Genomic DNA, 22,909 nt, shown 5'->3' on the forward strand with positions numbered 1-22,909 from the left:
CGCCTAGCCTTTCACCGCGCCGATGATGACACCCTTGGTGAAGTGCCGCTGGATGAACGGGTAGACCAGTAGGACCGGCACGATCGCGATCACCACGATCGCCATCTTGATCGCCAGACCGGGCGCCGGCGCCATCCCGAGGCCGACGCCGCTCGCCACCCCGCCGGCTCCGGTCGGCAGCGGTTGCTGCTGGACGATGTACGTCCGGAGCACCATCTGCAGCGGCCACTTGTTGTTGTCGTTGATGTACAGGAGCGCGTTGAAGAACGCGTTCCAGTAACCGACCGCGTAGAACAACCCGACCACTGCGACGACGGCCTTCGACAGCGGCAGTACGACCCGCCGCAGGATGGCGAACTCCCCGGCCCCGTCGATGCGCGCACTGTCGATCAGTTCCCCCGGGATCCCCATGAAGAACGACCGCATCACGATCAGGTTGAAGGCCGACACCGCGGTCGGCAGCACCAGGGACGCATAGTTGTCGATCAGTCCGAGCGCGTTGACCACGAGATAGCTCGGGATGATGCCCGGCCCGAACAGAAACGTCAGCAGTACGACGAACAGCAGCGGCCGATGGAACAACGACCCCGGCCGCGACAGCCCGTACGCCGCAAGCACGGTGATCCCGAGGCTGAACGCCGTACCGATCGCAGTGATCACCACGCTGATCATCAAGGCACGAGTCACCACGCCCCCGGACAGCAACTGCACGTACGCCGCCGCCGTGAGCTCCCGCGGTACGACGACCAGCCCGCCGGCCCGGGTCACGGCTTCGGTGGTGGACAGGCTCGTCACGACCACGACGTACAGCGGGAACGCCACCGCAAGCGCGATCAGGGTCAACACAACCGGCTTGCTCAGCCGGCCGACCGCGGTCGGCTCTTCCTCCCAGACAGCCCTTGTCGTCATGAGCGCGAATACACCCCCTGCTCGCCCACCAGGTGCGCGAATCGGTTGGCTACCAGGACGAGGATGAGACCGATGACGCCCTTGAACAGGCCGGCGGCAGCGCCGTACCCGAAGTCGCCGACGAGCAGACCCTGGTAGTAGACGTACGTGTCCAGCACCTCCGCGGCACCGCCGCCGACGGCGCTGCGCTGGAGGATGAACTGCTCGAAGCCGACCGTCAGCGCGTCACCGAGCCGCAGGATCAGCAGCAGCACGATCACCGGCCGCAGCCCGGGCAGCGTGATATGCCACAGCCGTCGCCAGCGGTTCGCGCCGTCGGCCGCGGCGGCCTCGTAGAGCGCCGGGTTGATGGTCGACAGCGCGGCGAGGAACACGATCATCCCCCAGCCGGCGTCCTTCCAGACCGACTGCGCGGTGACGAGCAGGATGAACGTGTCCGGCTTCGTCATCAGGTCGATCGCCTGGTGACCGTTGTCGCGCAGGGTCTGCGCGAGCAGGCCGGCGCCGCCGATCATCTGCTGGAACAGCGACACGACGAGCACCCAGGAGAAGAAGTGCGGCAGGTACACGACGCCCTGGATGAGGTTGCGCAGCTTGCTCGACAGCACACTGTTGAGCAGCAGGGCCAAAGCGATCGGGATCGGGAAGAAGAACACCAGCTGGACGGCGGTGATCGACAAGGTGTTCGCGACCGCCTTCCAGAAGGCCGGCTCGGAGAACATCCGGCTGAAGTTGGCGAACCCGACGAAGTCGCTCCCCCGGATCCCGGCGTACGGCGAGTAGTCCTGGAAGGCGATCACGTTCCCCAGCGTCGGGAAGTAGTGGAACACCCCCAGCAACACCACCACCGGCAGAACCATCACCAACAACGGCCAGTCCCGCACGAACCGATGCCGAAAACCCGCCCCGCCACGTTTCGGGCGTTTTCTGGATCGGTTGGGCTCTGGGGCACGCTCCGCCTTCAGCGGAGGCTTAACGACCGTTGTCACTGAGCACCTTGGCGTAGAAGTCGCGGCCTTCGTCACCGCCGTTGGTCTGCCACTGCTTGACGGCCGTCTTCAGCTCGCTGACCGGCCGGCGCCCGCGGAAGATGTCCTGCAGCGCGTCGTCGAACGGCTGGTTCAGGGCCGCCATCTTGGCCGGCTGCTCGACCCGGATGCCGTCGAAGAGACTCTTCTGCCGGACCTTGGCCGCCGCGTTCTGCCATTCGCTCATCGCCTGGACATACCCCGGATACTCGCTCTCGGTGATCGCAACCGGCCGTCCGCCAAGGAAGATGTAGGTCTGCGACACCTCCTTCTGTCCCAGCGCCGTCAGCTTCGGCGCACCGTTGCTCTGCCGGGTGTAGTGCTTGCCCTCGACCCCGTAGTTGTAGAGCTGGTACTCCTCGGTGCCGAACGGCGCAGCGGTGTAGTTCAGAACCCCGAGCAGCTCCTTGATCCGGGCCTCGCCGAGCCCCTTCTTCATGAACGTGAAGATGCCCGCCGGGTCACCACCCCAGACGATCGGGTCACCGCCGTCGTGGGCGAACGGCATCACCGGCTGCGGATTGAACTTCGGGTTGATCGTCAACTGCCGCTGCAAAGCCTCGTGCCAGCCACCCAGACCGTTCTGCCGGATGACGAGCTTGCCACCCTCGAACAGCGCGTTCTGATCCGCGGACGCGTTCCCGACCACCTCGGGGTGCACATAGCCCGCCTGGAACACCTTGCGGACGAACGCGACCGCCTCCTCGAACTCGGGAGTCTCGATCTTGTTGACCAGCTTGCCGTCCGAGCCCTTGCGCCAGTCGGCCGGCGCCCGGAACGCCCGGACCACCTCGTCGGCGATCGCACCGAAGGCCCAGCGGTTCGCCTTCGCGTCGGTGAGTTGCTTGCCCAGGGCCAGCAGGTCGTCGGCCGTCTTCGGCGGTTCGGCACCGACCTGGTCGAAGATGTCCTTGCGGTAGAACAGTGCCCACGGGAACCCGTCGCCGGGGAACGGAACCGCCTTCAGCTGCGAATTCCAGACGCCGTACGCCCAGGCCCGGGTCGGCAGGTTCGCCAGCATCGGGTACGCCGACGCCTTGTCACCGGCCAGGTACGGCGTGAGGTCCTCGAACAGCTTGTCCGCGGCCTGGCTGAACCGGGTCAGGCTGGAGATGTTCCAGCCCGGGATGCAGAGCAGCTCCGGAACGTTGCCCGCCGCAAGGATCGGGCCGAGCTTGTCGCCGTAGTCGTTGCCGTTCAGGATGTTGAACCGGACCGGCGCCCCGATTCGCTCGTTGTTGGCGTCGTAGTAGGAGTTGTTGCCGAGCCCGGGCGGCAGCGGGCTCCACAGGGGCGTCATCGCCGACACTTCCTTGCCGCTGGGCACCGCCTTGTCCGGCACCGCCCGCTGCAGCTGGCTCGGGTACTTCGAGAAGCCCGGTGACGCGCCGTTCTCGCCCGGAAGGTCCGGCTTGACCGACTCGTACGGGACGTACTTCGGCAGCAGACCGGTCAGCTTGTCCTCGGTCTCGGCCCGGCCGGACGTCGTCGCGGCCTTGCCGTCCGAGCAGCCGGTCAGCGTGACACCGCCGACCGCCGTCGCCGCGGCGCCCGCGCCGAGCAAGGAAATGAACGTCCGGCGGCTGGTGGCGCCGCCCACTGGTCCGGTCATAGTTGATCCCTTAGAATTAGTTGGGCTGGTAGCCAAACAAATTAGCTCAGAGCCGACAGCCCGACAAGGTGTAGAACTGACCCAGGACTCAATCGAGGGACGGACCTTGACCACACAGACCGCGGACCACACCGACATCCGCGCCACCAACCTGGCCGCGGTGCTCGGCTACCTGCGCCGCGAGGCTCCCTGCTCGCGGGCCGCGATCGCGTCGGGGACCGGGCTGAACAAGGCGACGGTGACGAGCATCGTCTCCGACCTGCTCGACCGGCGGCTGGTCCGCGAGACCCAGCAGACCCAGAACCACGTCGGCCGTCCGGCGACGCTGCTCGTGCTCGACGGTTCGGCGTACGCCACGATCGGGCTGGAGGTGAGTTCGCGGGGGCTGACCGCGCTCGGCTGCGACACGGCCGGCGAGCAGGTGCTGCGCTGGCACCGCGCCGGACCGGGAGTCGATGCCGGACCGGCGAAGACGATCGCGGCTCTGGCTGCGCTGGCTCGACGGGCGATCACCACGGTCCAGTCGTCGGGCCGGCGGGTCCTGGGGATCACCATCGGCGTACCGGGACTCGTGAATCGCGAGGGCGCCGTCGTACTCGCGGCTGGGCTGGGGTGGCGGGATGTCCCGCTGCGGGCCGAGCTGGCCGCGGCGCTCGGGCGGCCGGACATCCCGGTGACGGTCGACAACGATGCGTCGTTGGGGGTCCTGGCCGAGCATCTCTACGGCCCACTGGCCGGTACGGCGAACCTGATCCAGCTCACCGGGGACACGGGCGTCGGGGCCGGGATCATCGCCGACGGCCGGCCGCTGGAGGGGCACCTCGGCTATGTCGGCGAGATCGGTCACCTGCGGCTGGTGCCGGACGGGCCGTTGTGTGGTTGTGGGCGGCGCGGTTGCCTCGAGGCACTCGCAAGCCTGCCGGCGATTCTGTCCCGGATCGACGGTCCGGCCGAGGCGGATCCACAGCTCCAGCTCGAGCAGCTGATCCGACGGGCGGACGCCGAGGAAGCGACCGTCACGAAGGTCCTGACCGAGGCCGGCACCCATCTGGGCCACGGGATCGCCGCGCTGGTCAACATCCTCAACCCCGAGGTGGTCCTCCTCGGCGGCGCCTACGCGTTGCTGGCCACCCACCTCATCCCGGCCATCGACAAGGCCCTCCGCGAAGCCACCATCGCCCCCGACGCCGGCGGCTGCACCCTCGCCGCCTCCACCTTCCCCCACACCGCCACTCCCCTCGGCGCCTCCGCCCAAGCCCTCGCTCCCCTCACCCGCGGCAACCTCCCCACCCCCTGATCCGAGGCGGGGAGGATCTCGGCCCGATTCGGGGGCAGAATCCTCCCCGACCCATCACCGCCGGGCCGCGCGGAAAGCGTGTGCCGGGGACAGTGGTGAGGTCTTGACCTCGGCGGCCGGGGATGCGAACCTCTCTTCACGCCCATCTGTCGAAGCGCTTCGATCACCATTTGTTCGAGCCGCTCGAAGCGCTTCGACACACAGCTCGCAGTGGAGTCGACGCCGATGAGTACTCCAGCCACGCCTCCCCCGTTCCGCGACCCGGCCCGGCCGGTCGGCGAGCGGATCGACGACCTGCTTGCCCGGCTCACCCCGGACGAGAAGACCGCGCTCCTGCATCAGCACCAGCCGCCGATCGACCGACTCGGCCTGGACGCGTTCCGCACCGGGACCGAGGCCCTGCACGGGGTCGCCTGGCTCGGCCCGGCGACGGTGTTCCCGCAGGCGATCGGCCTCGCGACCAGCTGGAACACCGACCTCGTCCGCGCGGTCGGCGCCGCGGTCGGCGACGAGGTGCGGGTCTTCCATTCCAAGGACCCCGTCGGCGTCGGCCTGAACGTCTGGGCCCCGGTGGTCAACCCGCTCCGCGACCCGCGCTGGGGACGCAACGAGGAGGGGTACGCCGAGGATCCGTGGCTGACCGGTGTCATCGCCACCGCCTACGGACACGGCTTGGCCGGCGACCACCCGGCCTACCTGAAGACCGCGCCGACCCTCAAGCACTTCCTTGCCTACAACAACGAAACCGACCGCTGCACGACCTCGAGCAACCTGCCGCCCCGGGTGCTGCACGACTACGAGCTCCCGGCGTTCCGGGCGCCGATCACGTCCGGCGCGGCCGTCGCGGTGATGCCGTCGTACAACCTGGTGAACGGACGGCCCGCCCACCTCAGTCCGCTCATCAACGACGCGCTCCGCACCTGGACCACCGACGATCTGCTGGTGGTCAGCGACGCGTACGCGCCGGCCAATCTCTTCGGCCTGCAGCAGTACTACCCCGACGGCCCGACCGCGTACGCCGCCGCACTCAGAGCCGGCGTGGACAGCTTCACGCAGGACGACTCCGACTCCGCTCCGACGATCGAGCGGCTGACCAAAGCGCTCGAGAGCGGTTTGATCACTGCCGCGGAGATCGACGCCGCGGTCCGGCGAGTGCTGGCGATCCGCTTCCGGCTCGGCGAGTTCGACCCACCCGAGCTCGACCCGTACCGCTCGCTCGAGCCGGATCTGGTCAACTGCCCGGCCCACCGCCAACTCGCCCAGGACGCCGCCCGGCAGGCCATCGTCCTGCTCAAGCACGAGTGCCACGTCCTCCCGCTATCGGCCGCGGACATCAAGCGGATCGCCGTCGTCGGCCCGCTCGCCGGCACCCTGTCGGAGGACTGGTACGCCGGGACCCTGCCGTACCAGATCACTGCGCTGGACGGAATCATCGAGCGGCTGGGATCGGACCGCGTCGGGTACTGCGAGGGCGTCGACCGGATCACGCTCCGCGTAGCCGGCTCATCGTCGTACCTGGCTATCGGTGCGGACGCCGTACTGCGGGCCGAGGCCGAGCCCGGTGAGTTCGACCTCTTCGACTGGGGTGGTGATGCATGGGCGCTGAGGTCGGTGCGGAACGGCCGGCACCTGACCGTCACCGACGACGGTGAGCTGGTCGCGGACCAGCCCGGCCCGAACGGGTGGGAGGTCAAGCAGACGTTCCGGCTCGTGCACACGTCTGACCAGTTGACCATCCAGCATCTGCACAGCGAGCGCTATCTCCAGGTCGACACGACCGGCGCCGTCACCCTGTCCGACCAGGCCACCGCCTTCGAGCTCGACATCGTGATCGATGGCGCCTCCCGGGCCGCCGAGGCCGCCGCCCGCGCCGACGTCGCGATCGTTGTCGTCGGCAACCACCCGCTGGTGAACGGCCGGGAGACCGAGGATCGTGCCAGCCTCGAACTGCCGGCCGCGCAGGACCGGCTGATCCGTCAGGTCCATGCGGCCAACTCGCGCACGGTCCTGGTGATGAGCAGCAGCTACCCGTTCGGAATCGGATGGGCGCAACAGCACCTGCCGGCGATCCTCTGGTCGGCGCACGGCGGCCAGGAGTACGGTCGCGCGCTGGCCGACGTACTGTTCGGCGACACCGACCCCGCCGGCCGGCTGACGCAGACCTGGTACCACTCCGCCGCGGACCTGCCCGATCTCCTCGACTACGACATCATCGGGACAGACGCGACGTACCTGTACTACCGAGGCACGCCGCTCTACCCCTTCGGCCACGGCCTCGGCTACACAACCTTCGCGTACGGCGACCTGCAGCTCAGCGCACCCTCCGTCCCGGCGGACGGCGAGGTCCGGGTCACGTTCACGATCACCAACACCGGCGACCGGCCGGGCCGCGAGGTCGCCCAGCTGTACACCCACCAGCAACGCTCACGCGTCAAGCAACCACTCCGGCAACTCCGCGGCTTCCAACCGGTCTCACTGCTGCCGGGTGAAAGCGCCGAGGTCGAGCTGACCATCGCCGCGGCCGACCTAGGCTTCTGGGACGCAACCCGCGACCGTCACTGCATCGAGACTGCACGCCACAGCATCATGATCGGCCGTTCCAGCACCGATCTCCGGCTGACCGCGACCCTCGATGTCCGCGGCGAACAGATCCCACCACGTTCGCTCGACCACCTCGCGGCCACCAGCTTCGACGAGTACTGCGCCATCACCATGACAACCGCGTCACCTGAGCGCGGCGACGCGGTCATCTCCCTGGAACCCCAAGCCTGGTTGGCCTTTCACGACGTCCTGCTGGACGGCCGCGAGAGCTGTCACGTGTCGGCCGCCAACCGCGGCCCGGAGCCGGCCACGATCGAGCTACGCCTGGACGATCCGCTGCACGGCGAACTGCTGGGCACCATCGCACCGACGGACCAGCTGACCTCGATCGCCACGGAGCTGGCACCGGCGAGCGGAGTCCAGACGCTCTACGTGGTCTTTTCGACGGCGTCCGTCGTACTGGAGAGCGTGACGGTGTAGCCGTCGCAGACACCCTCCACCACCCGGGACTCGACCTCGCCGTCGTGGAGGGTGAGCTCGATCGCCGCGGCCACTCCCCCGTTGACGTCCGGCAGTTCGACGGTAGTCGTGAGGCCCTCGGACGGGGCGAACCAGCGGAGGTCGACGCCGTTGGCCCAGTCGTATTCGGGTCGGTCGTCGACCGCGCCGATCGGGATGACCGCGCCCTCGCGGACGAACACCGGCAGGCTGTCGAAGCCGTAGGTCTGCCGCACCCAGCGCGGGCCGGCGATCACGTCACCGGTCAGCAGGTGGGTCCACCGGCCCTCGGGGAGGTAGAACGAGACCTCGCCGTCCCAGCTCATCACCGGAGCGACCAGTAGGTCAGGACCGAGCATGTACTGGCGATCCAGGTGCGCGACAGCCGGATCGTCGGGGAACTCCAGAATCATCGGCCGCATCATCGGCACCCCGTCGTGATGCGCCTCGGCCGCCGCCGTCATCAGGTACGGCATCAACGACAGCTTCAGCTTGGTGAACCTCCGCAGTACGTCGACCGCCTCGTCGTCGAACGCCCACGGGACCCGGTACGACGAGGAGCCGTGCAGCCGCGAGTGTGACGAAAGCAGCCCGAACGGAACCCAGCGCTTGAAGATCGCCGGGTCGGGCGTGCCCTCGAACCCGCCGATGTCATGACTCCAGTAGCCGAAGCCGGACGCGGCCAGCGACAGCCCACCACGCAAGGACTCCGCCATCGCCTCGAACGTCGACTCGCAGTCGCCACCCCAGTGCACCGGGAACTGTTGACCGCCCGCGGTCGCCGAGCGCGCGAACAGTACGGCCTCGCCCTCGCCGCGGTTCTCCTTCAGCAGATCGAAGACGGCGGCGTTGTAGAGCTGCGCGTAGTAGTTGTGCATCCGCTCCGGGTCGGAACCGTCGTACCAGGCGACGTCGGTCGGGATGCGCTCGCCGAAGTCGGTCTTGAAGCAGTCGACACCCAGGTCGATGAGCGCCTGCAGCTTCGAGCGGTACCAGGCGGTCGCGTCCGGGTTGGTGAAGTCGACGATCGCCATGCCGGCCTGCCACATGTCCCACTGCCAGACCGAGCCGTCCAGGCGCTTGAGCAGGTACCCGAGCCGGCGGCCCTCGTCGAACAGGATCGAGCGCTGCGCGATGTACGGGTTGATCCAGAGGCTGACGCGCAGGCCGCGATCCTTCAGCCGGCGGACCATCCCGGCCGGGTCCGGGAACGCAATCGGATCCCAGATGAAGTCGCACCAGTGGAACTGCCGCATCCAGAAGCAGTCGAAGTGGAACACGCTCAACGGCAGGTCGCGCTCGGCCATCCCGTCGACGAAGGCGCTCGTGGTCTCTTCGGTGTAGTCGGTGGTGAACGACGTCGACAACCACAGCCCCATCGACCACGCGGGAACGCGGGCGGGCCGGCCGGTGAGGCCGGTGTAGCGGCGCAGGACGTCCTTCGGGGTCGGGCCGGCGAAGACGTAGTACCCGAGCTCCTGGCCTTCGACGCTGAACTGGTTGCGCGAGGTGACCTCCGAACCGACCTCGAACGACACCCGGGCCGGGCTGTCGACGAGGACGCCGTACCCCTTGCTGCTCAGGTAGAACGGGACGTTCTTGTAGGCCTGCTCGCTCGATGTACCGCCGTCAGCGTTCCAGCTGTCGACAATCTGACCGTTCTTCACCAGCGCGCCGAAGCGCTCACCGAGGCCGTAGATCGTCTCGCCGACGCCGAGTGCGAGTTGCTCGTGCAGGTAGTGCTTTCCGCCGGCGTCGGTGATCAGGCCGACGCTGCGGGCACCTGAGTTCGTCAGCGGGCGCCCGTCATGCTCGAACCGCACGTCCCACGGCCCCTCGAGCTGGACGACCACGCTCAGCTCACCTGAGGTCAACCGTGCCTCCGCGGCGCCGACGTCCACCTTCACCGGGTGATCGTCGTCGGTGTCCAGCTGGTACGTCGGCCGCGCGGGCAACCCACCGAGGTGGTGCGCGATCCGGACCCCGATCACGCCGCGGCCCGGCGAGGAGAACGTCACCGTGAACATCGGCTGGTTCAGCGTGTCACCGCGCCGCTCGATCCGCTTGGCCGGCGCGAACACCGTCAGCTCCCGCTCGCCCGCCACCACACTCTCGACCTCAGCCGGCCGCAACCGCTCCAACCCCGCCCGCAGCTGCCAATACCCATCGGTGAACTTCATCGCGGAGCCTCTCTCAGCTGGGCATCGAAGCGCTTCGACAACGCTAGGTCGGCAACTTCACGCCGTCAAGTTGGTCCGGCTCGGGTCTCAGGGCAGGTAGAGCCCGGCACCGACCAGAGCGGCCCACGAGTAAGGCAACGCCGCGTCGCCGTAGCTCTTGCCGGCACCGCGGATCGTCACCTTGGGATCGGCCAGTACTGCGTCGACGACGCCGCCGCCGGTGTCCGGACGCCGTACCTGGCAGTGCTTGTGAGTCGTCCGCCCCCAGCCGGACAGTTCGGTCGTGCTGGAGTCGTCGGAGGTCATGATGCCGACGTTAGGGTCAGGGCACTGAGAGACACCTGAGTCTGGTACGTCGTCAGATGTTGAGGGATGACGTGGTCCCAGGTCATGGCTGGATCGGTGTCGTGGTTGTGCCGCTGGATCCGCGTGCGGAGCGCTGGATCGCTGAGCAGCGCTGCGGTGGTCTCAGCCATCTGGGTGTCGGAGTCGACCAGGTAGCCCTCGACCCCGTGGCGGATGAACTCGCCGACCCCACCGGAGGCCATCGCCACCACGGGAAGGCCGGCACAGCGGGCTTCCAGCGCGGCGACTCCGAAGGACTCCAGACCGGCGGGCGCGAGGTAGACGTCCGCGGCGGCGTACAACTGCTGGATCTCGAAGCGGGTCAGGCGTCCGGGCAACTCGACCCAACCTGTCAGGCCGCGGCGCCGCACCTCGGCGGCAACTGACGCGGCTTGCGGCCCGCTGCCGACGATGACGGCTCTGACGTCCACGTCGGTGGGCAGGACGCTGCGGATCCGCTCGAGGGTCCGCAGCAGGGCGAGCGGGCGCTTTCGCCGGGTGAGCCGCATCGTGCTCACGATGGTCAGCGGATGCCCGCCATGCCTCGGGAATCGCCAGTGCGTGGGATCGACGCCGTTGTGCAGTAGGTCGACCGGCCGGTTTGGCAACGACCGACGCAGTACGGCGGCCACCACCTCGCTGACCGCGGTCCATCGAGCTGGATCGACGTACCGGTCGAGCTGCGCGAGCGGCCACGGCATCATTGGACTGGGCAACGAGTGCAGCGTGATCACGGCGGCCGGGGCGAGGCGCGCCGCGCGCCAGGCGAGTGGCGACAGCAGGGACGTGTGGGCGTGCACGACGTCGAAGTCGTCCAGCGCACGACGCAGACGATCGGTTGCTGCAGGCAACGGTACGCCGCCGAGCGCCGGGAGTCGTACGACGGGAACGTCGCCGGCCGCGGATGGACCGTCGGTGCTGGTGAAGACGGTGACCGGATGGCCGGCGCGGATCAGCTGTCCGGCGAGGTCGTGGACCTGGAGTTCGATCCCACCGAGTCGTGGGAGGTAGCAGTCGCTGACCAGAGCGATCTTCATCCGGCGGCCGCTTCCAGTTCGGCCGAGCGTGCCCGGGTCCGGCGCTGGGTGCAGAACCAGATCGCCAGCGTGATACCGCCGACCGGGATCTCCAGGACGTAGGTGAAACCGCGGAACAGCAGGAGCCCGGCCGCGACGCCGGCAGGGTCGCCGCCGAGGGCGACCAGCGCGGCGGCGGTGCCCACCTCGACCACCCCGGCCGCGCCTGGGGTGATCGCGACCAGGGTCAGCAGTCGCTCGACGGCCAGCGCGGTGAAGAGCACCGGAAGGCCGAGGGAGATGCCGAGGACGTGGAAGCACAGCCAGAGCAGGGCCAGTTGCAGCGCGAGGTAGGCGAGCATGCCGGCCGTCATCGGACGCCAGCCGTGACGCAGCACCCGCAGGATCGAGCGCCGCAGCTTCGGGATCCTTACGGCCAGTTGCTTTCGGCGGATCAGCTTGTCCAGTCCGGCACCGATGCCCGCAGCAACGTTTTCGTCGGCAAGCATCCAGATGACCGCCACCACGGCGAGAGGCACCGGAACGAAGACCAGACTCGCCGCACCGAACGCCGACGCGCTGTGCAGGATCGGCACCAGCGCGAGTGCGACCGCGATCACCCCGAGTTTGGAGACGATGTTCAGCAGGGTCGTCACGGCGAGGAAGCCGCCGAACGCGGCCGGGCTGAAACCCCAGCGGCGGACCATCGCGAAGTTCAGCCCGGTACCGGCCGCGCCGCCCAGCGGCAGGACATTCGCGACGGCGCTGCCGGTCAGACTCAGCGTCAGGCCGCGGCGCTTCGTCAGTCCTGGCAGGGACGCGGCCAGGACGAACGAATGCGCCCACAACCCGGCGATCCAGACGATCGCCAGAACCACGAGTGCACCGGTGGAGACCCGGCCGAGGACGGCACCGACCTCGCTCCAGGTCGCACCCACCGCTCGCGGCAGCAGGACGATCAGGGCGGCGGTCGCCACCCCGCTCACGACCGAGGTCACGACCCGGCGGGGGGCTCTGGACTTCATCGCACCATCGTGGGAGGCGGCTGCTGAGAGGGCCCTGAGAGTCGGTCGAACGACCCCTGGCGGCCGTGCGATGCTCGGGACATGGCGCATCCGCAGGAGACCGGCGCTGCCCGGTTCACGCTCGTGGCTTTCCACGCGCACCCGGACGACGAAGCGCTGCTGATGGGCGGCACGTTGGCCCGGCTCGCCGCCGAAGGACATCGCGTCGTGCTGGCCGTCGCCACGGATGGCGAGGCGGGTGCGGCCGCTTCGCCGTACCGGTCGGCCGGACGGCTGGCGGCGTACCGGCGGGATGAGCTGGAGCGGTCGGCGGCGGCGCTGGGGTGTGCGCGGGTCGTGCGGCTCGGGTTCCGGGACTCGGGGTCGTCGGGTGCGGTAGCCGACGGCGCGTTCAGTCGTCTCGCGGTCGAGATGGCGGCGGCGCCGTTGATCGAATTGCTGCGGGCCGAGCGCGCCGATGCGCTGACGATCTACGATCCGGCCGGCGGGTACGGACATCCGGACCACAAGCAGGTGTACGCGGCCGGCGTGTACGCGGCCGCACAGGCCGGTACGCCGTTGGTGCTGCAGGCAACGATCGACCGGCGGCTGATCCGTCGGCTGGTGCGCGTGGCCGGGGCAATTCCCGGCGTACTGCCGGCCGTCCGGGCAGCCGACTACGACCGCGCGTACTCCCCCGCGTCGGCGATCACGCACTGTGTCGACGTCCGTGCGTATGCGGACCAGAAGCGGCAGGCGTTCCGGGCGCACGCCAGCCAGGCGAGCTCGGACGGCGGGCCGCGGACGCTCGGGCTGCTGCTCAAGCTACCGCCGTGGCTGTTCCGGCGAGTGCTCGGGCGGGAGTGGTACGTCGAACACGGCCGGACACCTGGTAGCCGGCTCGACGACGTGTTCGCGACGCTCCGATGAGGTCTACTCAGCGGATTCTCAGCGACCGGCAGTGAGACTGAGACCATGCGGGTGCTGATGGTGGAGGACGAGATCCGGCTGGCCGACACGGTCCGTCGGGGTCTCACGGACGGCGGGTTCGTGGTGGAGCTGGTGCACAACGGCGAGGACGCGGTGTGGGCGGCGACCGAACACAGCTACGACGTGATCGTGCTGGACATCATGTTGCCGAAGCTGAACGGGTACAAGGTGCTCGAGCAGTTGCGGGAGCGGGGTGTCTGGACGCCGGTGCTGATGCTGACCGCGAAGGACGGGGAGTACGACCAGACCGATGCGTTCGACCTCGGTGCGGACGACTACCTGACCAAACCGTTCAGCTTCCTCGTCCTGATCGCCCGGCTGCGGGCGCTGATCCGGCGGGGCGGTCCGGAGCGCCCGGTGGTGCTGACCGCCGGTGACCTGATGCTCGATCCGGCCCGGCGACGGGTCGAACGGGCCGGGCAGGAGATCGCGCTCACACCGCGCGAGTACGGCTTGCTCGAGTTCCTGATGCGTCACCGCGGCGACACTGTCAGCAAGCTCGAGATCCTCGCCGGCGTCTGGGACCCCGCCTTCGACGGCGATCCCAACGTGGTCGAGGTCTACATCCGCTACCTCCGCCTCAAGCTCGACGCCCCCTTCGCCCGCCACTCCATCGAAACCATCCGCGGCATGGGCTACCGCCTCGACCCCGAAGGCGGCTGAGCGGTGACCCTTCGACGGCTCGGGGGCTCTCACCTACGGGGTGAAACTACTGGTCGGGCGACCACGGCCGGGGGCCGTCTATACGCTGGGCAGCGCGGACACCACCTACTCGTTCCCGTCCGGGCCAGCCGGATCGACCTCGGCTACCACTGGGCCACCGACGTACTCGCCGGGTGGCTGCTGGCGGTGACGTGGTTGAGCTTGGTGGCGACCGGTGCCTACCTCACCCGGGACCTGGGAAGATGGTCGCTGAGAGGACCGGCGGCGGGTGAGCCTCGTGCGCCGGAAAGGAGCGCGTCCGGTGGCGGCGTGGAGCAGGGTGAGCGGTGAGCTGCGGCGGGCGAGTGTGCGGAGCAGGTCTACCGCGGCGGCGGTAATCGTCGTAGCCGCGGCGATGGCGCTCGGGGCCGCCGTACTCCTGCTGCTCCTGCAGCGCGCGCTGATTACCGGGGTCTCGGACGCGGCCGACGGGCGGGCGGGCGACGTGGCCGGCCAGGTGACCGAAGAGGGTACGTCGGGACTGGCGCGCGACCTGACCGAGTCGACGCGGCCGAGCCAGCTGATCCAGGTGCTGGACGCGTCCGGGCGGGTGGTCGCCGCTTCGTCGGCGCGGGTCGACGACAAGGCGCTGACGGACCTGCGTCCCGCGCCGGGGGTGCTCGAGCGGGCCGACGTCGGCGAGATGCCGCTGATCGACGACGACCACGAGTACCTCATCGTCGCGCAGGGTGCCGCGTACGGCGGGCAGACGTACACCGTGGTCGTCGCGTCGTCGGTGGAGACGCAGCGGGAGACGGTCACCACGGTGACGAAGTACCTGCTGGTCGGGTTCCCGGTGCTGCTGGTCGTGGTCGGGGTCGCGGGCTGGTTGCTGGTCGGGCAGGCGCTGGGACCTGTCGAGCGGATCCGCGCGCGGGTGCAGGGAATCGGGTCGGGAGAGCTGAGTGAGCGGGTCCCGGTTCCTCCGACGCGGGACGAGATCGCGCGACTCGCGACGACGATGAACGAGATGCTCGATCGGCTGCAGACCGGGCAGGCCATGCAGCGGCGGTTCGTGTCGGACGCCAGTCATGAGCTGCGGTCACCGTTGGCCACGTTGACCGCGGCGTTGGAGGTTGTGGAGGCGGACACCACGGGACGGGCCTGGCAGGAACTGCATCAGGTGATGGCGGCCGAGACCGACCGGATGCGACAGCTCGTCGAGGATCTGCTCCTGCTGGCGAAAGCGGACGACGCCGGGTTGCGGATGCGGCGTACGGACGTCGACCTCGACGACCTGGTCGCGGCGGAGATCCAGCGGCTGCGGAGCTCCGCACCCGATCTCGCCGTGACGGGCGAGGTCCACCCCGTCCGCGTGGTCGGGGATCCGGCCCGGCTGAGTCAGGTACTCCGGAACCTGGTCGACAACGCCGCCCGCGCCGCCCACAGCACCGTCCACGTCACCACGGCCGAGCAGAACGGGTCAGCCATCATCACCGTTGCCGACGACGGTGACGGGATCCCCGAGGCCGACCGCCTCCGCGTCTTCGAGCGCTTCGTCCGCCTGGACACCAGCCGCGCCCGCGCCAGCGGCGGTTCCGGACTGGGCCTGTCCATAGCCCTCGAAATCACCCGAGCCCACCAAGGCACCATCAGCCTCACCCCCTCCCCCACCGGCGGAACAACCGCCACCATCACCCTCCCCCGCTGAGCCACCGACATTCACTGAGGGGTGGTGCGGGCCGGGGTTCCGGGGTAAAGCTGGGGGTGATCCCGGGTGGCGGGCAGGCGTCACCCTCTCGGTGGTGATGGGGCGATGTGATGAACGGCGTGAGCGGGTGGGAGCGATGAAGGCGGCGGCGGGTGACCAGGTTGTTGTTGAGGGCAACCATGTGAGCGCGCACCGGCGGCAGGGCGAGATCGTCGAGGTGCACGACCCGAACGGCGCACCTCCCTACCTGGTGCACTGGAGCGACACCGACAGCGAGTCACTGTTCTTCCCCGGGCCGGACGCCCACATCATCCACGCGGAGTGACCGAGTCGAATCCAGTTGCCCGATGACGGCCTGGACCAGCAGGATCGGGGGATGACTTTCCCCACCTCAGATCGTCCCGTCGCGCTCGTCACCGGTGTCGGCCGCACCGTCGGTATCGGTGCCGGACTGGCCCGCCGGCTCGCGGCGTCCGGGTGGGACATCGCGTTCACCTACTGGACGGCGTACGACGACCGGATGGACTGGGGCGTCGAGTCCGGAGCGACCGCCGAGATCACCAAGGAGCTCACCGCGCTCGGCGCGACTGCGGTCCCGATCGAGGCGGACCTGGTCGACCCGGCGGCGCCGGAGCGGATCTTCGCCACGGCCGAGGAGCAGCTGGGCAACGTCACCGCGCTGGTGATGTGCCACTGCGAATCGGTCGACTCCAGCATTCTGGACACGACCGTGGAGAGCTTCGACCGCCATTTCGCGGTGAACGCCCGGGCGACCTGGCTGCTGATCCGCGAGTTCGGGCGCCGCTTCACCGGACCGCGGGGCACCGGCCGGATCATCGCGCTGACCAGCGATCACACAGTCAACAACCTTCCGTACGGCGCGAGCAAGGGTGCCCTGGACAGGATCACCCTGGCGGCCGCGCACGAACTGTCACACCTCGGAGTCAGCGCGAACGTGGTCAACCCCGGCCCGATCGACACCGGCTGGATGAACGACGAGATCCGGGCCAGCGGTATCAAGCAGACCCCGCTCGGCCGGCTCGGTACGCCGGAGGACACCGCCAACCTGGTCGAGTTCCTCTGCTCACCGCGCGGCGAATGGATCAACGGCCAACTCCTGCTGAGCAACGGCGGCTTCGCCTGATCGACTCGGCCGGTAGAGCTCCGCGGCCCCGGCCGCCAGGGTCAGCGAGAGGACCAGAAAGCCGCCGTGGAGCACCCACGGACTGACCGGGTCGTCTCGGGTGGTGACCCACAGTCCGGCCTGGGAGAGCGCGATCCCGACGACGCCCGCCAGCCGCGCCCAGAGGTGCGGCAGGTAGAGCAGACCACCGAGCAGGAACGCGGGGAGAAAGAGCATCCCCGGGCTGGCGAACGTCGGTAGACACAAGATCGCCAGCACCCGCCACCACCGTGACCGGCCGGTACGGCGGAGGCCGTTGAGCAGACCGAGGACCAGGCCGGAGACACCGGTCAGCGCGAGGATCATCGCGGTCCCGGTCCAGCTGAACTCGGGCTCGGTGGAGATCAGCCGCATCCAGCCCCGGGCTGCGATCCCCCAGCCCACTCCGAGCCCGAGTCCGGCCGCCGTCGTGGTCAGCACTCGTACTGTCATCTCTCCCCCTTGACGTCCATGCTGGGAGCACGGATCACTACGACAGACGAGCCACCGCCGCGGCGCGGGTGACAGCGAAAGCCGGCAAGCGGTCATCGCGGCCCTGCGCGCACTCCCCCGGCGCCAGCGGGACTGTGTCGTCCTGCGCTACTACCTCGAACTCTCGATCGCCGATATCGCCGACACCCTCGGCCTGTCGCCGAACTCGGTCAAAACCCACCTGCAACGCGGCCTGCGCGCGCTGAAAACCGATCTGGAGGTCCAGGGATGACCCAGCGACCCAGCACTCCCGGCGACGAGCCGTCCGAGGTCGAGCGCCGCCTGTACGACGCTCTGGACCCGGCGTCGACCCGGCCACCCGCACCCGACCTGTTCGAGCGCGTCCTCGGCAGCATCGCCGACGACCGGATCCGGCGCCGCCGGATCACCCGGGCAGCGCTCGGACTGGCCATCGGCATCTCGTTGCTGACGGCAATCGTTCTGCTCGTCACGCCGCCGGCGGCGAACGGTCACCTGGTGATGGACTGGTGGATCCTCGAACTGTTCACCGACGTCCTGCTGATCGGGCTGGCGCTCTGGCTCGGGCCGTTCATCAAACGGTTCGGCCGCGCGTACGCGGCGGATGTCTTCCACGACAATCCGCAGACCGGCAAGAGCTACATCGTGCTGACCGACATCGTGTACTACCTGATCTTCTCCGCCTACATCTTGTTCACAGTCAGCTTCGAACCACGGGAGACCTGGGGTCTCGGCGTACTGCCCGCCCAGGTCGCCTTCGAGGCCGGCCGGATCGGCGGCATCCTGCTCGTCATCGGCGTACTGCACGGCCTGAACATCGTGCTGATGCCGGTGCTCGGTCGCCTGTTCTCCCTGAACCGCAGGATCTCCGGGCGGTGACTCTCAGGCTCTGATGGTTGCGGCGGCAGATCGGAGGTTCGCGAGCGTGGTGCGGACCGCTTGGCGGGCGGTTCGTTCGGGGCGGTGGAGTACGTCGATGTGCCGGCGGGCGTGGACTCCGCGGAGCGGACGGAGTACGACGGCTGGGTGGCGGCGGGCGGTCCAGCGAGGGATCAGGGCGATGCCCGCGCCGGCAGCGACGAGTTCGGTGACGACGGTGAACTCGTTGACCCGGTGGACCAAGTCCAAGCGCTGGTTGGCGGCAGCGCCGATCGCCTCGATCGTCGCCATCAGCGGGAACCCGTCGTGCACGGTGATCCACGGTTCGCGGGCGACGTCGCGCGGGGTCAGCGATCGCTTGGCCGCCAGCGGATGGCCGGCGGGTACGGCGACGTCCAGCGGCTCATGCAGCAGCGGGGTGATCGCGACCGTGCGCGGCCAGGCGGCACCGTGATCGAGGCGATGCGCCAGCACGAGGTCGTACTCGCGGGTCAGCGGTGGAAACTCGTCCTGCGGCACATCCTCGTCGTGCAGGCTGAGTTGCGGCGCGGCCTCGGCCTTCAACAGCAACGGAAAGAACGTCGCGGCGGCGCTGTGGAAGGCGGCGACGGAGACCGAACCGTCGGGCTGCTCGACGAACTCGTCGACGGTGTGCCGAGCGCGGGCCAGCGCCGACTCCACGTCGGCCGCCGCGCCGGCGAGCGCCCGCCCGGCCGCGGTGAGAACCACCCGCCGGCCGTCGCGTTCGGTCAGCGGGACCGGGATCGATCGCTGCAACAACCGCAACTGCTGCGAGATCGCCGACGGCGTGACCAGCAACGCGTCCGCGGCCGCGGTCACACTCCCCAGCTCACCGACTTCCCTCAGTACCCGTAGCTGCCGTTCGTCCATCTCCACACTGTAGGTGCTCTACAAGGTTGGTTTAGACAGTGGTCCTTGGCTACAACGTCGTCACCCGGCACCGTTGAGCCGTGCCCGGAACCCGCCGTACCGACCTCGTCCTGTTGCTGGTCGCCCTGGTCTGGGGTTCGAGCTACCTCGCGGCCAAGACCGCGACCGGCAGCGTGCCCGTGCTGGCCGTACTCTTCGTCCGCTACGGCATCTCCGCGATCGCCCTGCTCCTCTTCGTCCGGCGCATCAGCCGCGACGAGTTGAAGATCGGCGGCCTGCTCGGCCTCACCCAGGCGGCCGTCCTGGTGCTGGAGACGTACGGCGTCACGCACACCACCGCGGCCAACGCGGGACTGATCATCAGCCTCACGCTCGTCCTCACACCACTCCTGGATCGCCACCGGGTCCCGCCACGGTTCTTCCTGGCGGCCGGGGTCTGCGTCGTCGCGGTCGGCCTGCTGATGTCGGGCAACGGTCTGCACACCCCGGGCATCGGCGATCTGCTCATGCTCGCGGCCGCCGCCGTCCGCGCCGGCCATGTCGCGCTCGTCGGCCGCCTCACCACCGGCCTGCGCCCGCTGCAGGTGACCGCGGTCCAGACCCTCGTCGGTACGGCGCTCTTCGCGGCACCCGCCGTACCTCAACTGCCGGCCATCACCGGCACCACGACCTGGCTGCAGCTGATCTATCTCGCCTTGTTCTGCAGCGTGTTCGCCTTCCTGGCGCAGACCTGGGCCGTGCAACGAACGTCCGCCAGCCGAGCCAGTCTCCTGCTCGGCACCGAACCGATCTGGGCCGTTGCCATCGGCATCCTTCTCGGCGGCGAACACCTCACCGCCCTGGCCGCACTCGGCGCCGTCCTCATGCTGGCCGGCACCACCTGGGGCCAATCCATCGAACGCACCCGCCGCGAGGGCCCCGCCGTGCGGGCGAGGTCCTCGGCGGTTGGGTCCGTCCGAGGAAGGTAGTTAGGAGCGGGTCCACTTCTGGTCGTCGGAGCCGTTGCAGGGGGCGGTGGTGACGGCGGCGCCGTTGCCCGTGCCCGTGGCGGTGAGGCAGAGGGCGGGAGTGGCGACGCTGGTGACGGTCTGGTCGGCGTTGAGCTCCCACGCCTGGTTGGCGGCGCCGGTGCAGGCCTCGATGGTGGTGGCTGAGGTGCCGGCGGTCATGCACTTGTCGGCGTACACGGTGAGCTGCTTGGTCGCGGTGTAGTTCCACGACTGGTTCCCGCCGTTGTTGCAGTCCCACAGGTCGAGCGCCGTACCAGGGTTGGTCGAGAAGCCGGGTACGTCGACGCACCGGCCGCTGGCCACACCGCGCAAGGGCTCACCCGGCGGAGCGGGCGGCAGCGTGTTCGTCGGCTCGTTCTTCAGCAGACCCCAGCCCCACCACAGCTGTGCGCGGCCGCTCTCGCTGTTGACCTGCAGATCGCGCGGGCCGACCTGCGTGGTCATCGAGTACGAGTCGCCGGTCCGCAGCCCCGGCCAGTAGACGATGCCCATCTTCTGCTCGTTCGCCACCTGGGTGAGCGCACCGAGGTACGCCGTGTAGACGTTGCCCTCGTGGTTGCCGTAGTTCAGGCCGATCGTCATCGGCGAACCGGCTTCGTCGATGATCGTGCGCCAGCCGTACGAACCGATCCGCGGGCGCAGGTTCGCGAGCCAGGCGGCCTCGGTCGTGTCGGAGGCCCAGAAGCCGTAGAAGTGCAGCGAAAGCAGGGTGCCGTTGAGCTCGGGCGCCGCGCCGACACCGGTGACGTTGTCGTTGTAGCCGGTGCCGGAGATGACGATCCGGCTGCGCGGGACCGTGCTGTGGTCGGCGATCCAGGACGAGGTCAGCGACACCCACTCGGTCAGCGAGTAGCCGAAGGGCTCGTTCATCGGCTCGAAGTACACGTGCGGGTTCTTGCCGTAGGCCTGCACCACGGTGTCCCACATCGCGGCGTACTCGGCCGGGTCGTCGACCCGCCCGTCCTTGGCGTTGTCGGCCTCCCAGTAGCTGAGGATCACCTTGAAGCCACTCGCGACCGACGCGTCGATCGCCCCGCGGTAGGAACTCCACCAGGTGGTCCCCACGCTCGACGGGTTGATCGGCAGCCGGATCGTGTTGGCCTTCAGCTCCTTGCGGAACTCCCCGACGATCCCGGTGGCCTTCTGGTACGTCGTGCGGTAGTCGTCGGTCGTGCTCAGTCCGGACGGGACCACCTCGTCGTCCGCGTAGTTGTCCCGCGGATCGGCCCAGTTCACCCCCCGGAAGTCGTTGGTCCCGGCCTGTCCGCCCGCCTGCACGGCGGCGGCGGGCGCGGTCGGCGGCGCGGTGGGCGGCGCGGTGGGCGACGCCTCGGCCTGGACGGTGATGGCAGCTGCGATGGCGGTGGCAGCGAGGGCTGCGGCGGCGATACGGCGAACTGTTGATCTCACGCCGCGATGTTCACGTAAACATACGGGCACGTCAATGCTTCATGTTTGCGTCAACATCGATGTGACTGGGGTCACATCATGATGACGAGCTCCAGCTGCAGCCACTGGGCGAGGTCGCGCAGCTCACGGTGGATGGCGGCGGTGAGCGACTTCGAGAACGGCGTGTCCTCGTGGATCGCGTCGACCCGGAACACACCGGCCTTGCGGTCCGACGTGGCGTCGACCTTCCCGACCAAACGGTCGCCGTGCAGGATCGGGAGCGCGAAGTACCCCCATTTGCGCTTCGCGACCGGCTTGTACATCTCCAGCTGATAGTCGAACTCGAACAGGTCCGTCAGCCGCTTGCGGTCGTACACCAAACGGTCGAGTGGTGAGAGCAGCGCCGTACGTCCGGAGAAGGGCAGGCCGAGCAGCTCCGGGTGGACGCGCCACTCGCCCCGGACACCATCGACGACGGCCCACTCCCCCGCCACGCCGGCGTCGAGAGGCTCCACCGGGCACTCCGCACCCCGGGGTCGGGCGATGCCGAGCGCGTGCAGCCGCTGCTCGTCGCGAATCCGCTCCGCCTCGGCGACCGGGATCATCGGCTCGTCGGGGTAGACGCGCGTGGCCAGGTCCCACAGGCGATCGCGGCCCTGGCGACCGGCGACCGCGACCTCACCGCGTTGCAGCATGAACTCGAGCAGCTGGGACACGTTCCGGTTGTTGGTCCAGCCGGATGACTTCCACGGAACAACGCAGGTGTCCGGCAGCTCGCGCATCACCAGCGGGCCGTCCTGTCTGAGCCGCTCGAGGAGGTCCAGGCGGCACCCCTCATTGGCCATCACCCAGTCGCGCCGGTACTCCTGCCAGTCGAGCAGCGGCCCACTCCCCGGCCACTCCGCCATCTCGGCCCGGAACAGCGCCACACTCTCGGGCGGCCGGACGAAACCCTGCAACTCCACCAGCGCTTGCGTCTCCAGCGCCTCGGTCAACTCTTTCGGCGAGTACGACGATCCGAGCCGGCTCCACGCAACCAGATCAGCGTTCGGCGCCACCGCGGCCGTCTGATCGAACTGCACCGCCGTCAGCCGCCGGACGACCTCGAACAGATCGCCCGGCCGCTCGCTCGTCAGCACCTGCGCCCGCACGGCGATCCGCCGAGCATCCCGTCGCGAAAGCTGATGCACAGTCACACCGCGAGGCTAAGCCACCCCATAGACAATTCCCCCGCGATCAGGACACCTGCGGCTGCCGCGCAGCGTAACCAGGCCGGAACGGTCCGGGTCGTCGGTGGGTCCGCGAATGCCGGAATCCTGGGCGGTGGGAGTTGC

At 69.0% G+C, this 22,909-nt stretch carries 20 protein-coding genes and 1 pseudogene; 10 read left to right on the forward strand and 11 right to left on the reverse strand.

What is annotated here, in order from left to right; genetic code table 11:
* Positions 1–3: 3 nt before the first annotated feature.
* From ACZ3HV_RS38225 to ACZ3HV_RS38235, 3 genes are all read right to left on the reverse strand, one after another.
* Complete coding sequence (locus ACZ3HV_RS38225; protein ID WP_360375678.1) at positions 4–909, reverse strand: carbohydrate ABC transporter permease; 906 nt, start codon at positions 907–909, stop codon at positions 4–6.
* A complete protein-coding gene (locus ACZ3HV_RS38230; RefSeq protein ID WP_465691914.1) occupies positions 906–1,793 on the reverse strand; it encodes an ABC transporter permease in 888 nt (295 codons plus the stop codon). Before ACZ3HV_RS38230 ends, ACZ3HV_RS38225 begins: the two co-directional genes overlap by 4 nt.
* 88 nt (positions 1,794–1,881) lie before the next feature.
* Complete coding sequence (locus ACZ3HV_RS38235; RefSeq protein WP_465691916.1) at positions 1,882–3,549, reverse strand: type 2 periplasmic-binding domain-containing protein; 1,668 nt, start codon at positions 3,547–3,549, stop codon at positions 1,882–1,884.
* A 106-nt stretch (positions 3,550–3,655) separates the two neighbouring features.
* Between ACZ3HV_RS38235 and ACZ3HV_RS38240 the strand changes: the two genes are divergently transcribed.
* Together ACZ3HV_RS38240 and ACZ3HV_RS38245 are read left to right on the forward strand one after the other, a co-directional pair.
* Positions 3,656–4,846, forward strand: coding sequence for an ROK family protein (locus tag ACZ3HV_RS38240; RefSeq protein ID WP_465691918.1), 1,191 nt, complete (start codon positions 3,656–3,658; stop codon positions 4,844–4,846).
* 225 nt (positions 4,847–5,071) lie between these two features.
* Positions 5,072–7,867, forward strand: a complete 2,796-nt coding sequence (locus ACZ3HV_RS38245) for a glycoside hydrolase family 3 protein (RefSeq protein ID WP_465691920.1) — start codon at positions 5,072–5,074, stop codon at positions 7,865–7,867.
* Here the strand turns inward: ACZ3HV_RS38245 and yicI are convergent.
* The 4 genes from yicI to ACZ3HV_RS38265 all read right to left on the reverse strand — a co-directional run bounded on the left by yicI (position 7,816) and on the right by ACZ3HV_RS38265 (position 12,451).
* Positions 7,816–10,065 carry an alpha-xylosidase gene (gene yicI / locus ACZ3HV_RS38250; RefSeq protein ID WP_465691922.1) on the reverse strand — a complete coding sequence of 750 codons (2,250 nt, stop codon included), beginning with the start codon at positions 10,063–10,065 and terminating at the stop codon, positions 7,816–7,818. The two genes, ACZ3HV_RS38245 and yicI, sit on opposite strands and share 52 nt — an antisense overlap.
* Before the next feature lie 87 nt (positions 10,066–10,152).
* Positions 10,153–10,371 carry a hypothetical protein gene (locus tag ACZ3HV_RS38255; RefSeq protein WP_465691924.1) on the reverse strand — a complete coding sequence of 73 codons (219 nt, stop codon included), beginning with the start codon at positions 10,369–10,371 and terminating at the stop codon, positions 10,153–10,155.
* Positions 10,368–11,447, reverse strand: a complete 1,080-nt coding sequence (locus ACZ3HV_RS38260) for a glycosyltransferase family 4 protein (RefSeq protein WP_465691926.1) — start codon at positions 11,445–11,447, stop codon at positions 10,368–10,370. Before ACZ3HV_RS38260 ends, ACZ3HV_RS38255 begins: the two co-directional genes overlap by 4 nt.
* Complete coding sequence (locus tag ACZ3HV_RS38265) at positions 11,444–12,451, reverse strand: lysylphosphatidylglycerol synthase domain-containing protein (protein WP_465691928.1); 1,008 nt, start codon at positions 12,449–12,451, stop codon at positions 11,444–11,446. Before ACZ3HV_RS38265 ends, ACZ3HV_RS38260 begins: the two co-directional genes overlap by 4 nt.
* Positions 12,452–12,532: 81 nt before the next feature.
* Between ACZ3HV_RS38265 and ACZ3HV_RS38270 the strand changes: the two genes are divergently transcribed.
* The 5 genes from ACZ3HV_RS38270 (at position 12,533) to ACZ3HV_RS38290 (ending at position 16,917) form a co-directional block, all read left to right on the forward strand.
* Complete coding sequence (locus tag ACZ3HV_RS38270; protein ID WP_465691930.1) at positions 12,533–13,360, forward strand: PIG-L deacetylase family protein; 828 nt, start codon at positions 12,533–12,535, stop codon at positions 13,358–13,360.
* Positions 13,361–13,405: 45 nt separating this feature from the next.
* A complete protein-coding gene (locus ACZ3HV_RS38275) occupies positions 13,406–14,083 on the forward strand; it encodes a response regulator transcription factor (protein WP_465691932.1) in 678 nt (225 codons plus the stop codon).
* A gap of 319 nt (positions 14,084–14,402) precedes the next feature.
* A complete protein-coding gene (locus ACZ3HV_RS38280) occupies positions 14,403–15,773 on the forward strand; it encodes a sensor histidine kinase (protein ID WP_465691934.1) in 1,371 nt (456 codons plus the stop codon).
* Between the two features lie 136 nt (positions 15,774–15,909).
* A complete protein-coding gene (locus tag ACZ3HV_RS38285; protein WP_360375708.1) occupies positions 15,910–16,098 on the forward strand; it encodes a DUF1918 domain-containing protein in 189 nt (62 codons plus the stop codon).
* Between the two features lie 51 nt (positions 16,099–16,149).
* Positions 16,150–16,917: an SDR family oxidoreductase gene (locus ACZ3HV_RS38290; protein WP_360375712.1), complete on the forward strand. Its 768-nt coding sequence runs from the start codon at positions 16,150–16,152 to the stop codon at positions 16,915–16,917.
* Here ACZ3HV_RS38290 and ACZ3HV_RS38295 read toward each other — a convergent pair.
* Positions 16,858–17,388: a hypothetical protein gene (locus tag ACZ3HV_RS38295; RefSeq protein WP_465691937.1), complete on the reverse strand. Its 531-nt coding sequence runs from the start codon at positions 17,386–17,388 to the stop codon at positions 16,858–16,860. The two genes, ACZ3HV_RS38290 and ACZ3HV_RS38295, sit on opposite strands and share 60 nt — an antisense overlap.
* A gap of 79 nt (positions 17,389–17,467) precedes the next feature.
* On the opposite strand from ACZ3HV_RS38295, the pseudogene ACZ3HV_RS38300 reads away from it, so the two are divergent.
* A pseudogene (locus tag ACZ3HV_RS38300) lies at positions 17,468–17,659 on the forward strand (sigma factor-like helix-turn-helix DNA-binding protein); the annotation flags it as partial.
* Positions 17,656–18,285: a hypothetical protein gene (locus tag ACZ3HV_RS38305; RefSeq protein ID WP_465691939.1), complete on the forward strand. Its 630-nt coding sequence runs from the start codon at positions 17,656–17,658 to the stop codon at positions 18,283–18,285. The pseudogene ACZ3HV_RS38300 and the gene ACZ3HV_RS38305, both read left to right, overlap by 4 nt.
* A 3-nt stretch (positions 18,286–18,288) precedes the next feature.
* Here ACZ3HV_RS38305 and ACZ3HV_RS38310 read toward each other — a convergent pair whose 3' ends face one another.
* Entirely contained in the window at positions 18,289–19,176 is an 888-nt protein-coding gene (locus tag ACZ3HV_RS38310) for a LysR family transcriptional regulator (protein ID WP_465691941.1), read from the reverse strand.
* Positions 19,177–19,256: 80 nt separating this feature from the next.
* On the opposite strand from ACZ3HV_RS38310, the gene ACZ3HV_RS38315 reads away from it, so the two are divergent.
* Entirely contained in the window at positions 19,257–20,144 is an 888-nt protein-coding gene (locus tag ACZ3HV_RS38315; protein ID WP_465691943.1) for a DMT family transporter, read from the forward strand.
* Here ACZ3HV_RS38315 and ACZ3HV_RS38320 read toward each other — a convergent pair whose 3' ends face one another.
* Together ACZ3HV_RS38320 and ACZ3HV_RS38325 are read right to left on the reverse strand one after the other, a co-directional pair.
* Positions 20,145–21,596, reverse strand: a complete 1,452-nt coding sequence (locus ACZ3HV_RS38320) for a ricin-type beta-trefoil lectin domain protein (protein WP_465691945.1) — start codon at positions 21,594–21,596, stop codon at positions 20,145–20,147.
* 71 nt (positions 21,597–21,667) lie between these two features.
* Positions 21,668–22,771, reverse strand: coding sequence for a DNA glycosylase AlkZ-like family protein (locus tag ACZ3HV_RS38325; RefSeq protein ID WP_465691947.1), 1,104 nt, complete (start codon positions 22,769–22,771; stop codon positions 21,668–21,670).
* Positions 22,772–22,909: the final 138 nt, after the last annotated feature.

It is taken from the genome of Kribbella sp. NPDC020701 (genome assembly GCF_055562215.1).

What these genes read in the sequence shown, in the direction of transcription:
- ACZ3HV_RS38265 (WP_465691928.1), bottom strand. Translation starts at nt 12,451, where the DNA reads ATGAAGTCCAGAGCCCCCCGCCGGGTCGTGACCTCGGTCGTGAGCGGG.
- ACZ3HV_RS38310 (WP_465691941.1), bottom strand. Translation starts at nt 19,176, where the DNA reads ATGGACGAACGGCAGCTACGGGTACTGAGGGAAGTCGGTGAGCTGGGG.
- ACZ3HV_RS38260 (WP_465691926.1), bottom strand. Translation starts at nt 11,447, where the DNA reads ATGAAGATCGCTCTGGTCAGCGACTGCTACCTCCCACGACTCGGTGGG.
- ACZ3HV_RS38255 (WP_465691924.1), bottom strand. Translation starts at nt 10,371, where the DNA reads ATGACCTCCGACGACTCCAGCACGACCGAACTGTCCGGCTGGGGGCGG.
- ACZ3HV_RS38245 (WP_465691920.1), top strand. Translation starts at nt 5,072, where the DNA reads ATGAGTACTCCAGCCACGCCTCCCCCGTTCCGCGACCCGGCCCGGCCG.
- ACZ3HV_RS38290 (WP_360375712.1), top strand. Translation starts at nt 16,150, where the DNA reads ATGACTTTCCCCACCTCAGATCGTCCCGTCGCGCTCGTCACCGGTGTC.
- ACZ3HV_RS38225 (WP_360375678.1), bottom strand. Translation starts at nt 909, where the DNA reads ATGACGACAAGGGCTGTCTGGGAGGAAGAGCCGACCGCGGTCGGCCGG.
- ACZ3HV_RS38270 (WP_465691930.1), top strand. Translation starts at nt 12,533, where the DNA reads ATGGCGCATCCGCAGGAGACCGGCGCTGCCCGGTTCACGCTCGTGGCT.
- ACZ3HV_RS38295 (WP_465691937.1), bottom strand. Translation starts at nt 17,388, where the DNA reads ATGACAGTACGAGTGCTGACCACGACGGCGGCCGGACTCGGGCTCGGA.
- ACZ3HV_RS38275 (WP_465691932.1), top strand. Translation starts at nt 13,406, where the DNA reads ATGCGGGTGCTGATGGTGGAGGACGAGATCCGGCTGGCCGACACGGTC.
- ACZ3HV_RS38305 (WP_465691939.1), top strand. Translation starts at nt 17,656, where the DNA reads ATGACCCAGCGACCCAGCACTCCCGGCGACGAGCCGTCCGAGGTCGAG.
- ACZ3HV_RS38235 (WP_465691916.1), bottom strand. Translation starts at nt 3,549, where the DNA reads ATGACCGGACCAGTGGGCGGCGCCACCAGCCGCCGGACGTTCATTTCC.
- yicI (WP_465691922.1), bottom strand. Translation starts at nt 10,065, where the DNA reads ATGAAGTTCACCGATGGGTATTGGCAGCTGCGGGCGGGGTTGGAGCGG.
- ACZ3HV_RS38285 (WP_360375708.1), top strand. Translation starts at nt 15,910, where the DNA reads ATGAAGGCGGCGGCGGGTGACCAGGTTGTTGTTGAGGGCAACCATGTG.